This window comes from Microcoleus sp. T3_A4 (genome assembly GCF_036700465.1).
GTDB lineage: Bacteria > Cyanobacteriota > Cyanobacteriia > Cyanobacteriales > Microcoleaceae > Microcoleus.
In genome coordinates, this window is the sequence record NZ_JAUBOY010000019.1 from 53,627 (window position 1) to 65,824 (window position 12,198).

A 12,198-nucleotide genomic window follows, 5' to 3' on the forward strand; every position below is an offset into this window, starting at 1 on the left:
CAGTCCTCTTTGAGAGGACTTTCGCTATAAGACAGGGAATTCATTCCCTGGCGGGCTGCCGGGTGAGCGAGAGGACTGGCGGACTAAAAGCTTAAGTTGACACTAATAGTGCGCCCTGCACACCCTACCTTTGAGTGTTTCGCAGTCTAGGTTTGCGGGTAATAGTCTTGAATTGCTTTTACTTCCATCGGGTGAGATTTGAGCGATCGAATTCCCGCTGCTGTCGCTTTGGCACCGGCTATTGTCGTAATAATCGGGATTTTGTAAGTCAAAGCTGTGCGGCGGATAAAGATTCCGTCGGCCCGGGAGTCTTCGCCGGAAGGTGTGGTGATAATTAGTTGAATTTTCTCATTCTTGATCGAATCCAACAAATTCGGCCGCCCTTCGTGCAGTTTCAATTCCAAATCTACCTCTAAACCTTGCTCTCGCAAAACTTTGCGTGTCCCGTGAGTTGCAACTACTCTGAAACCCAATTCTAAGAATTCCTTGACAACGGGTACAACTGCTAGTTTGTCCCGATCGCGCATCGAAACCAGCACAGTTCCCAACAGCGGCATCATTTGTCCGGCACCTAATTGAGCTTTGGCAAAGGCTTTGCCAAAATCGGTGTCAATTCCCATGACTTCGCCGGTCGATCGCATTTCTGGCCCTAACAAGGTATCAGTTCCTGGGAACTTAGCAAAGGGCAATACAGCTTCTTTTACCGAAACATGAGTGGGTATAATCTCTTCAGTAAAACCCAAAGCTTCTAGAGTTTTGCCAGACATCACTCGCGAGGCCATTTTTGCTAAGGGAACTCCGATCGCCTTGGACACAAAAGGCACTGTTCGAGAAGCTCGGGGATTAGCTTCCAAGATGAAAACTTGTTCCCCTTGAACAGCAAATTGAATATTCATCAACCCGATTACTTTCAGGGATTTTGCTAATTCTACAGTCCAGCGGCGGATTGTTGCCAAAGCTGCGTCAGAAAGCGTTTGGTAAGGGATAGAACAAGCAGAGTCGCCGGAGTGGATTCCCGCTTCCTCGATGTGCTCCATAATACCGCCGATCGTCACATTGCCCGTAACATCGGCGATCGCATCGACATCCACCTCGATCGCATTCTCCAAAAACTTATCAATTAAAATCGGATGATCGGGTTCTACCAGCACGGCATAGGTCATGTAACGTTCCAATTCCGTATCGGAATAAACAATTTCCATGGCTCGCCCGCCTAATACGTAACTCGGTCGCACCACTACCGGATAACCGATCCGTTGAGCTACTATTAAAGCATCCTCAAAACTACGCGCTAGACCATTAGCAGCTTGCTGAATATCCAATTCCCGCAGAATCTTTTCAAATCGCTCCCTGTCTTCAGCAGTATCAATTGAATCCGGCGAAGTTCCCCAGATTTTTGTTTGTACATCGGGGTGATTTTCGAGAGCTTTTTGTAAAGGAAGCGCCAACTTCAGCGGGGTTTGTCCGCCAAACTGAATAATTATTCCCTCTGGATTTTCGGCTTCGATGATGTTGAGAACATCTTCTTTGGTTAGCGGTTCAAAATACAGGCGATCGCTCGTATCATAATCCGTCGAAACCGTCTCCGGGTTCGAGTTGACCATAATGGTCTCAAAGCCGTCTTCTCCTAGGGAATAGGAAGCATGACAGCAGCAGTAATCAAACTCAATTCCCTGTCCGATTCGGTTCGGCCCGCCACCTAAAATCATCACTTTTCGTTTGGTAGAAGGCAAAACTTCCGACTCCGGCGCGAGACTGTGGCCCACAGGCGAAATTTTCTTTTCTTCATCGCCCAATTCCCAAATTGCCGCTCCCGCTTCGTAGGTGGAATAATAATACGGTGTAAACGCTTCAAATTCAGCGGCACAGGTATCGACTGTTTTGTAAATCGGAATTACGCCTAACTGTTTGCGGTAAGCGCGGACTTGATCTTCCGATGTTTTGGTGGCGTAAGCAATTTGGCGATCGCTAAAACCCAACTGCTTTACTTCAAACATTGTCTCTTTTGTCAACTGTTCCAACCGCGTTCGTTTCAAGAACTTCTCAGTTTCCAGCAATTCCTGCATTTTATCCAAAAACCAAGGGTCGATTGCTGTGAACTCGAAGATATCTTCCACCGACATTCCCATCATCATCGCGTGGCGAACTGTAAAAATGCGATCGGGATTTGGCGTCCGCAATCCGGCGCGAATTTGTTCCAAACTCGGCAACTTTTCCGGTTTGTCGCACCCGAAACCTGCGCGGCCTGTTTCCAATCCCCGCAGGGCTTTTTGGAAGGATTCGTTGAAGCTGCGCCCGATCGCCATTACCTCCCCAACAGACTTCATTTGCGTTGTCAAAGTTGGTTCGGAACCGGGGAACTTTTCAAAGGCAAATCGGGGAATCTTCGTCACTACGTAGTCAATTGTCGGTTCAAAAGACGCCGGAGTTTTCTTGGTAATATCGTTGGAAATTTCGTCTAGGCTGTAACCTACCGCTAATTTTGCCGCCATTTTTGCAATGGGGAAACCAGTTGCTTTCGAGGCCAAGGCCGAGGAACGGGAAACCCGAGGATTCATTTCAATAACGATGAAATCTCCGTTGACAGGATTGACGGCAAATTGAATATTGGAACCGCCGGTTTCAACTCCGATTTCACGGATAATTTTCACCGAAGCATCCCGCAGGCGCTGATATTCTTTGTCTGTGAGAGTTTGCGCCGGGGCGACGGTGATAGAATCGCCGGTGTGGACGCCCATCGGGTCGAGATTCTCGATCGAACAAATAATCACCACATTATCTGCCAAATCCCGCATTACTTCGAGTTCGTACTCTTTCCAACCAATCAAAGATTGTTCGATCAAAATTTGGGATACTGGACTGGCGTCAATCCCGCCTTGTGCCATTTCTTCAAACTCTTCTTGATTGTAAGAAATGCCACCTCCCGTGCCTCCCATTGTAAAAGCAGGGCGAATAATTAACGGATAACTGCCGATTTGGTGACCAATTGCTTTGGCTTCGTCGAGAGTGTTGGCAATTCCCGAAGGGCAAACTGCGACCCCAATTCGCGCCATCGCTTCCTTAAATAATAGCCGATCTTCTGCCATTTCAATTGCTGGCAACTTAGCACCAATCAACTCGACGTTGTATTTTTCTAAAACGCCATTTTTAGCGACTGCAACTGCTAAATTTAGCGCAGTTTGACCGCCCATTGTCGGTAAAATTGCTTGAGGTCTTTCTTTAGCGATGATTTGTTCGAGGATGGCTGGCGTTAGAGGTTCGATGTAAATGCGATCGGCAGTTTCCGGATCGGTCATAATCGTTGCAGGGTTGGAATTCACCAACACTACTTCAAAACCTTCTTCTCGCAAAGCTTTGCAAGCTTGTGTTCCTGAATAGTCAAATTCGCACGCTTGACCGATAACAATTGGGCCGGAACCAATGAGAAGAATTTTTTTTAAGTCTTGACGACGGGGCATAGGTTCGTAATTAGTAATTGGACAAGGTGGAGGATTAATTTGATATTTTGCCTCAGTCTTAGAAACAGGCTTTCTAAGCTGTTCCCCCCAAAGCTTACTCAAAATAGTGCAAGTTTTGTTGTTAATTTGAAATTGTGCACCATTATCAGCATTTTGGAAGCAGAACCTCGCAACTCCGGCTGACAGACACCCCCAGCTAACCCGAAATATTGATGAGAAAAGGGTGCAGTCGATCGGTAAATCAAGACTATTTTAAGTGTTGCGGTCAAATCGTGTTCTAAAATACACAATCCCTGTATTCCGCCGGATTAATCATTGTAGAGACTTCAGCCAAGGCGTGTCCTGACTGTGGGGAACGGATAAAATTAACGGGGTTGGATGATGAAATTTCCCGTAGCACAGGCGAGGGCGGGACGCCATCGCCCTCCGAGGATGTGACAATCCGAGATCCAGCCATGTAGGTGCGGCGATGGAGGACACGGCAATGCCGTGTCCCTAGCGTATTTCAGCCTATTGTTAAGCTTTGCGCGATCGGCGAATGAGTACACTTATAAATTGTCCCGGCTTTGCACCTCGCTGTGGTGGGGTCCAATCCCCGACGGCGGCAAATCCCAGTCGGTACAAGGTGTGGATGGTGTCTAACACGGCTGCGCGGGAACCGACAACCGTTATCCGCACGACTTCCTGTTCCGATACTGCTGAGTCGTCATTTGGACGCGCGGACAAGTTATCGTCAGGTACGAATTCCTGTGACATAATATGGTCTCCTGGTTTTTGGTTTTCTAGGAAAACCCCAAAACCCAGCCGCCCCGCACGTTAACACAGAGCAGGGCGGCTACAGAGAGTGTTAAAATTCTCCATTAGCCTCCATACTGCTTACTCAGTTTGGCGGTTAGCTGTCCATTGCTGTTGGTAGCAGCTTTGGGCAGTGCAACTAGATTTTTGAGCGACGTGGGCTGCTTCCTCTTTGAGCAAAGCAGCCTTAATTTCACAGCGTAGCCGCATAGGGGGGCCGCCGTCAATCAATTTATGATTTTGGATTTTAGATTGAGATTTTTCTCCAACACCTCTCGCACTCTCCCCCTCTCGCACTCTTCCCCTCTCCCTCAATCCAAGCTACTAGATGAGGGAATGCGCCGAGGAAGAGGTAAAATATGGAATCGTTCCAAAAGCTTAAAATCAAAAATCTAAAATACAGATATGCCTAGAACACAAGTGCGAATATTCCGTGCACCTGCTGCTTGATGACAACCACATCAATTTTAGATTTTAGATTTTAGATTGTCCTCCAACAACTCTTCCTATCTCCTATGCCTAGAACTCCCAGCGAATATTCCGTGCACCTGCTGCTTGAAGGCGGCCACCGCGAAGAAGTGCGTTTCGCAACGCTGCAAGATTTTCAAAAGTGGTACAGCAGTACGCTGGTGCCGAAACAAGATTCAAGAGAATTTCTTAACGTCCCGATTAAAAATATTCAAGGCGAATACATGGTAGTTCGGCCTACCAGCGTTCTAGCAATTCGCGTAGAACCGATATTTACTTCTAGTGTCGAACGATACGATGAATAAGGAAAATAATCAATTGAGTAGGGAAAATTGGAAATTGAGCAAGATTTTTCGCTATCAGCTATTAGCGATCGCCTGTTGCGTTTTGGCGACCGCTTTTTCGGTGCCTGCAGTTGCAGTTCCGTCGCTGCAACCAATTAGTATAAATCAATTGCAAGCGAGTGAATTGGAGTCGATCGCCTTTGACGCTCAAATCTGGGGCGAAAATGGCAAACCGGGCGATAAAGAATTGCTGTTAAGGTCGATCGACAACAGCCTCCGCTATCTCAATACATCGGCCGCCGCCACTGCTTACAGTCGCTATCCAGTAGCAGGAGTTACGCGCGATCGAGTTCGGCGTTCTCTCGATCGATTCCGCCAATTAGTTGTCAGTTCCACAACTCCAGCACAACTTCAGGAATCTGTCAAGCGCGAATTTGTATTTTACAAATCCACGGGCAAAGACGGCAAAGGAACAGTCGCATTTACAGGTTATTTCGAGCCGACTTACGCAGCATCTCGCACGCCTAATTCCGAATACCGTTATCCCCTGTACCGGATGCCGCCAAACATGGCATCTTGGCGGAAACCTCACCCGACAAGATTGCAATTAGAAGGCGAAGATGCTTTGCAGGCAAGTAAAGGATTGCTGCGGGGATTAGAATTAGTTTGGTTGCGCGATCGATTCCAAGCATTTCTCGTCCACGTCCAAGGTTCTGCGAGATTGCAGCTAACAGATGGTAGCGTGATGACCGTCGGTTTTGCGGGCAAAACCAGTCACAGTTATACAGGTGTCGGGCGAGAATTAGTTAAAGACGGAAAGTTTACTTTAGAAGAGTTAAATTTGCCGAAACTAAAGGAATATTTCACCAACTTTCCCGCAGATATGAACAAATATTTGCCGAAAAATGAAAGCTTTGTATTCTTCCGGGATACTAATGGAGTTCCAGCCACAGGAAGCATTGGAGTGCCAGTAACTGCCGAAAGGTCGATCGCCACCGATAAAGCTTTAATGCCCCCCGGTGCACTAGCATTAATTAGTACAAAACTTCCTTATCCGAATGCGGCGGGACAACTAGAACAAAACGCCGTGAATCGGTACGTTTTGGATCAAGATACCGGCGGTGCAATCAAAGGCGCGGGGAGAGTTGACGTATTTATGGGAACGGGAGATTTAGCGGGCGATCGGGCCGGTTTTATCAACTCAACAGGAGAACTGTATTATCCGCTTTTAAAGTAGATTAATTCTACTTTATATGATTGTTTGCTGTGGGTCGAATCCCGGACACGGCACGGCGCCGTGTCCATACAGATATCGCCGGCAATCAATATGTAATCTATTTTTGATAATTGCTATAAAATAGAAAATACCCCACCCTCCCAACGTCACAAATGCTAAACAAAATTCTGCAATTCTTCAAACGACTAATTCAGCGAATATTCGGATACCCAACCCCACCCACCCCACCGCCGGGAAATACCGCCATCCGCCCAACCTTAACTGACGCTGAATACGAGTCGAAATTCATGGAAATCCTCGAAGGGGTGAATGCCGGCTGGAGTCGCGGGGATGTAGCGGGATTCTTAATCGCAAAACGCCTTAAAGATGGTGAATTGGCGGCTTGGTTGCGACGGTTCGGGACTCGATTGTTAGAGGGGGAAAACCTGCAGGGCGGGCACGGGGGCACCGCCCCTACGGATGCTGTGGCATCGCTTCAGGAATTGGCGCAGCGGCTGGTATTGTTAGGTAGAATTGGCAGCGGGGAATTGTCAGAGGTGGCGAGGCAAATTGGGCGGGAGATATTGACACGGTTTCCGCTGCCGGAGGTTGAGGAGGAGGATACAAAGGGGAGGGTGATTGAGGCGGTGTTTGTTGGGGATGGTTGGGGTTTTTCTGGGGAAGCGAACCGCAGAGGCGCTGAGGCTGCGGAGGAAGAATTGGAAGTTAATGTAGAGGCTGAGGCGTGGTGCGATCGAGGTAATGAGCAGTATAATTTAGGAAGATTTGAGGAGGCGATCGCATCTTATAACCAGGCAATTGCTCTCAAACCCGACTATCACGATGCTTTGCACAACCGAGAGGTAGCACAACGTAAGTTAGGCGAAATTAAATAGGCGAACTGGCTTTTGTATACAATTTTTACTAGGTATTGCGAGCGACATGATACTATTAAAAATTAAGGGTCGTTTTCGGAACCAATTATCATACATTTAAAAGAGAAGTTTGAGGACTGAAGTCCTCACTACAAACTTAATTTGTAAGCTGTGCTAGGGACACATACAATAGGTTTATACTATTAAAATTAGTCCTAAATTATTGCATCCAAAATCCCAATCGAATGACACAAGTAATCGGCATTGACTTAGGCGGAACCGCAATTAAACTCGGCAGATTTAGCGAAGACGGCATTTGTCACCAATCCTTAACTGTTCCAACCCCTCAACCCGCAACCCCAGAAGCCGTTTTAGCCACGATGACCGATGCTATTTTACAACTGAATCCGGTCGAAAATGCTGTAAGTGCGATCGGCATCGGCACTCCAGGCCCGGCAGACGCCGCCGGCCGCATAGCCAGAGTAGCAATTAACCTCAAAAACTGGCATAACGTCCCCCTCGCTGACTGGGTGGAAGCTAAAACCGGACTGCCGACAATATTAGCAAATGATGCCAACTGTGCCGGATTGGGAGAAGCTTGGTTGGGTGCAGGAAGGCACTTTAAAGACCTAATTTTAATCACTTTAGGTACAGGAGTCGGCGGTGCAGTTATCTTAGACGGCAAACTATTTGTAGGTCATCAAGGCGCGGCTGGAGAACTAGGATTGATTACTATAAATCCCGACGGCCCGGAGTGCAACAGCGGCAATCGCGGTTCTTTAGAACAGTATGTTTCGGTGCAAGCCATTCGCCGGGAAACGGGTTTGGAACCTATAGAATTAGCAAATTTAGCTAAGTCTGGAGATGCCCAAGCTTTAGAATTTTGGCAAAATTACGGGCGCTATCTGGGTATCGGTTTGGCAAGTCTCATTTATATTTTGACGCCGGAAGCTATTATTATCGGTGGTGGAATTAGTGCAGGTGCAGAATTTTTCTTGCCGCAGGTTCGAGAAGAAATTGAGCAACGTGTACTGCCGAGTTCTCGCGAAGATTTACAGTTATTGGTGGCTGAATTGGGCAATCAAGCAGGCATGGTAGGGGCAGCAAAATTAGCTTGGCAGCTTGTTCAATAGTTAAAATTTAAAAAATCAGCGCATTTTACTGCGCTTTTTTAATATCTAAAATTAGGGTGCAACCTAAGCACTTTAGATCAAAAAAAATAAAATGAATGTGAGGAGTTACTAAACATAGTCTCCGTTCATCCTTCATTGTTCATGCTTCTAACTAATGACTAATGACTAACGACTAATGACTAATTACTGCTTCATGGCAGAGATTGTCCAGTCGTATTTTTAATGTATTCCTGAATTTCTTGATAAGTTTCCGGGTTGCTTTGGCGGAGGATAATAATATTAGTTGCGCTGTCAGGCAGGCAAAAGCTTAGCCGACCGTTCTGTTCGCAAGCAAAAGAGCTAATTCGACTCATATCGATCGCAAATTCTTTGCGGTCATAATGAATTTTAATCCACGAACCTCTCGAATTGCGATCAATGGTTTTTTTGAGGTAATCGAGAACTTGCTTGTAAGCCTCATAATTGCCTTGGGGATTGAGGATAATCGGCTGACTGCTATTAGGCAGCCAAAAGGTGAGACGCTTGTTATCCAGTTCGCTAGAAAAAGCACTAATAGTGTCAAGGTCAATTATGTATGTACTTTTCTCATAAGTAATTTTGCTCCAATAAGCCACAAAGCCTCCTCAAACCTGTGTTTCCTGGTATTTTAGGATAGTTTGACAACTCCTACCATTTTAGATTTTAGATTGTAGATTTTAGATTGGGCATGACTGATGACTATCTGGGTTGGGAAGTTGCCTAAACTTGCATTCTTTTGGGAAACTGGTATCACCCTTGAAATCCGTAAAAAGTTAAGTAAAAATATCAGATTTTTACCTTCTGCCTTCTGCCTTCTGCCTTCTGCCTTCTGCCTTCTCCCTTGCGGTACTAGCCCCCCAGCCCTAGTATAGGGGTTGGGGGGTGAGGTCTTTCACTCGTTGAGAATGCTGCCCGATATCTAGTCCGATAAGTGCGACCCCTATCAAATCCTATTGGTCTGTTGGGCGGGTTTTGTAATGTCCATTGTCGGGGCGATTTGAATATTGTCTACTCTGAACCGCCCCTACAGACATCTAATATATCAGAACTAATCGATCGCACATGATATCAGATCAGTTTGCGACAACTTTCCCGGCCACCAAGTCGCGACCCTCATCTTCTAAAACATCCTGCTTTCCCTGGATGCTAGCTGCCTGGATAAACCCTTGAAACAATGGGTGGGGGGTGCTAGGTCGAGATTGGAATTCGGGGTGAAATTGACTGGCTATGAAAAAAGGATGGTTGGGCAATTCGATCATTTCTACCAATCGGCCGTCTGGAGATGTACCGGAGACGGCATAACCTGATTCTAAGAAAAGATTGCGGTAGGCGTTGTTGAATTCGTACCGATGGCGGTGCCGCTCGTAAATCACTTCTTTCTGATAAAGTTTGAAAGCTAGCGTGTCTGGGTTGACACGGCACGGATACAAACCCAGTCGCATTGTACCGCCCAAATCGACTACATCTTGCTGTTCTGGCAATAAATTAATTACCGGATTTGCTGTATCCGGGTCAAATTCAGCGCTGTTGGCATCTTTGAGTTGAGCGGTGTTGCGCGCCCATTCAATCACAGCACACTGCATCCCCAAACACAATCCCAAAAATGGAATTTTGTTGTGTTTAGCATATTCGATCGCGGCTATTTTGCCGTCAACTCCCCGAACCCCAAAACCTCCCGGTACAAGAATGCCGTTGATATCTTTGAGATAATTATCGAGGTTTCCCGATTCTAAATCTTCTGAGTTAATCCAGTGCAAATTCAGGTCGCAGCCGATGGCAATTGCCGCGTGCCGCAAAGCTTCAACCACCGAAAGATAAGCATCGTTCAACCGCACGTATTTACCAACTAAAGCAATATCAATTTTGTGATTTGGACTGTAAAGCCTGTTGACTAAAGTTTGCCACTGATGTAAATCTGGCTGGCGATGTTCCAGTTGCAGCAAATTGATGGTTTGTTCCGCCAAACCCTCCTGTTCCATCATCAGCGGCACTTCGTAGATACTTTTGGCATCTTGAGCGGTGATGACACATTCTTCGGGTACGTTGCAGAATTCCGACAATTTCTGTTTCATGCCCAAAGACAGCGGGCGATCGCACCGACAGACTAAAATATCTGGTTGAATGCCGATCGACCGCAATTCCTTCACCGAATGCTGAGTCGGTTTAGTTTTCATCTCCCCAGCCGAAGGAATCCAAGGTATCAGCGTGACGTGCATATACACAACATTTTGCCGGCCGACATCCTTGCGAAACTGGCGAATTGCCTCCAAAAATGGCAAAGATTCAATATCTCCCACCGTTCCGCCGATTTCCGTAATCACGACATCGGGATTAGTATTTTTGGCTACTCGGTGAATTCGCTCTTTAATCTCATTAGTGATATGCGGAATCACCTGCACCGTGCTCCCCTGATACTCGCCCCGGCGTTCTTTGTTGATCACCGCTTGATAAATGGAACCCGTGGTGACGCTATTGAGGCGAGACATGGAAGTATCGGTAAAACGCTCGTAGTGCCCCAAATCCAGGTCAGTTTCTGCACCGTCTTCCGTCACGAAAACTTCTCCGTGCTGAAACGGGCTCAGAGTGCCGGGGTCAACGTTAATATATGGGTCTAGCTTCAAAATCGAGACAGAATAGTCCCGCGACTTCAATAGGCGGCCCAAGGAAGCACCGACAATACCCTTGCCGATGCTGGAAACCACGCCGCCAGTCACAAACACAAATTTGCTCATAGGATTTTCGACTTTAGATGTTTCTGTTTCTAGTTAAGGTAACACTCAACTCTAAGAGCTAAAATCAAAAATTGTCCAGCAGTGTTTGACCATTTATCAAATACGGCTGGGGATAGGACGAGTGGCCCACGACCTCGATCGGGCGGTTTGCAGGGGTTTTGAGCTGGTGGGCCAATTTCAAAACGGTTGATTGTTCATCAGTGCGCTTTGGGCTGATGAACAATCAAGGGCGATCGATCTTCTGAGAAAACCACCTTCACCCAGGCTTTTTTCCCTTCCTCACAAATATGTCTGTAACCGATCTGTCACATCTGACACACTGGCCAACTCTAAAACTGCCTCTCCTAAATTCTCTAATTGTTCAGCGGATAACTGACTGATGCGAGTTTGAATCTCCGACGACAACGGACCGACACGGCGCTCCAACAGCCGCACAACTAGCTCCAACTTTCCTTGTTTGATGCCTTGTTCGAGGCCTTGTTCGATGCCAATTCTGGTAGCTTTGGTAATTGCACCGCGCTGGTCTTGAATGAAAATTTCTCGCCTTTCTAAATCTTCCAATTCATCAGGATCGAGATTCGCTTCATTCGCAATTGCAAAAGCCTGCCGCAGTTCCGGCACATTTCCCAACTCTTCGGGAACCGACCGTAAAATTTGAGCAGTTTTCATGAAATATATCCACTTATCTGTCAGCGTTTCTAACTCCTGTAATGTCTTGTCAAATTTTGGCAACTCAACAAACACAAGTTCAAATTCATCAGCTAGATAGTCGGTTAAAAAAGTTTTTTCTTTGAAAACAAAGCGCGAAATCACTGTTTCCAAATGCTCAAACATTTGAAAATCGGTAATCGTCAGAGCAATCACAGGGTTTAACAAGCTGTAACGGCTTCCTGTGGTTAGCTGCATCGAATAAGCTTTAGTGGCATTGTATAAAATCCGCTTCTCGAATGACTCTACATTCAATACTTGCATTTCAATAATTACCGTTTTGTTGCCATCAATTTTAGCTTTGACATCCAAGTAAGTATCTTTGACTCCTTTGATTTTTGGAGCTAAATAAGGGTCAATAATTTCTAAGTCTTCGATGACTGGCTGTGCTTCGTAGAGCATGGCATTTAAGAAACTAATCAAAATGTCCTTACTCTCAGCAGACCCGAAGATTTTTTTAAAGGCAAAGTCGGTTTTGGGATTGATAAAATTCATGGCAATTTCAATTTAT

10 protein-coding genes are annotated in these 12,198 nt (G+C 46.4%); 4 read left to right on the forward strand and 6 right to left on the reverse strand.

Translation table 11 applies throughout. The features are described from left to right. Nucleotides 1-146: 146 nt before the first annotated feature. The 3 genes from carB to QUA07_RS12595 form a co-directional block, all read right to left on the reverse strand. Nucleotides 147-3,458, reverse strand: coding sequence for a carbamoyl-phosphate synthase large subunit (gene carB, locus QUA07_RS12585; RefSeq protein WP_333325649.1), 3,312 nt, complete (start codon nucleotides 3,456-3,458; stop codon nucleotides 147-149). A 516-nt stretch (nucleotides 3,459-3,974) separates the two neighbouring features. Next, nucleotides 3,975-4,214, reverse strand: coding sequence for a hypothetical protein (locus tag QUA07_RS12590; RefSeq protein ID WP_333325545.1), 240 nt, complete (start codon nucleotides 4,212-4,214; stop codon nucleotides 3,975-3,977). 120 nt (nucleotides 4,215-4,334) lie between these two features. Continuing rightward, entirely contained in the window at nucleotides 4,335-4,550 is a 216-nt protein-coding gene (locus tag QUA07_RS12595; protein ID WP_333325548.1) for a hypothetical protein, read from the reverse strand. Between the two features lie 218 nt (nucleotides 4,551-4,768). On the opposite strand from QUA07_RS12595, the gene QUA07_RS12600 reads away from it, so the two are divergent. The 4 genes from QUA07_RS12600 (at nucleotide 4,769) to QUA07_RS12615 (ending at nucleotide 8,229) form a co-directional block, all read left to right on the forward strand. Continuing rightward, complete coding sequence (locus tag QUA07_RS12600) at nucleotides 4,769-5,026, forward strand: hypothetical protein (protein WP_172192361.1); 258 nt, start codon at nucleotides 4,769-4,771, stop codon at nucleotides 5,024-5,026. 13 nt (nucleotides 5,027-5,039) lie between these two features. Next, entirely contained in the window at nucleotides 5,040-6,242 is a 1,203-nt protein-coding gene (gene mltA, locus QUA07_RS12605) for a murein transglycosylase A (RefSeq protein ID WP_445305886.1), read from the forward strand. Between the two features lie 152 nt (nucleotides 6,243-6,394). Next, on the forward strand, nucleotides 6,395-7,117 hold the full coding sequence (locus QUA07_RS12610) for a tetratricopeptide repeat protein (protein WP_333325554.1): 723 nt from the start codon (nucleotides 6,395-6,397) through the stop codon (nucleotides 7,115-7,117). A gap of 224 nt (nucleotides 7,118-7,341) precedes the next feature. Continuing rightward, entirely contained in the window at nucleotides 7,342-8,229 is an 888-nt protein-coding gene (locus tag QUA07_RS12615) for an ROK family protein (protein ID WP_333325557.1), read from the forward strand. A 191-nt stretch (nucleotides 8,230-8,420) separates the two neighbouring features. On the opposite strand, the gene QUA07_RS12620 is transcribed toward QUA07_RS12615, so the two are convergent. The 3 genes from QUA07_RS12620 to QUA07_RS12630 all read right to left on the reverse strand — a co-directional run bounded on the left by QUA07_RS12620 (nucleotide 8,421) and on the right by QUA07_RS12630 (nucleotide 12,182). After that, the gene (locus QUA07_RS12620) at nucleotides 8,421-8,843 is read right to left on the reverse strand and encodes a hypothetical protein (RefSeq protein WP_015174977.1); all 423 of its coding nucleotides are present in this window, start codon (nucleotides 8,841-8,843) and stop codon (nucleotides 8,421-8,423) included. Nucleotides 8,844-9,320: 477 nt separating this feature from the next. Continuing rightward, complete coding sequence (locus QUA07_RS12625) at nucleotides 9,321-10,979, reverse strand: CTP synthase (protein WP_333325560.1); 1,659 nt, start codon at nucleotides 10,977-10,979, stop codon at nucleotides 9,321-9,323. A gap of 279 nt (nucleotides 10,980-11,258) precedes the next feature. Continuing rightward, a complete protein-coding gene (locus QUA07_RS12630) occupies nucleotides 11,259-12,182 on the reverse strand; it encodes an Rpn family recombination-promoting nuclease/putative transposase (RefSeq protein WP_333325562.1) in 924 nt (307 codons plus the stop codon). Nucleotides 12,183-12,198: the final 16 nt, after the last annotated feature.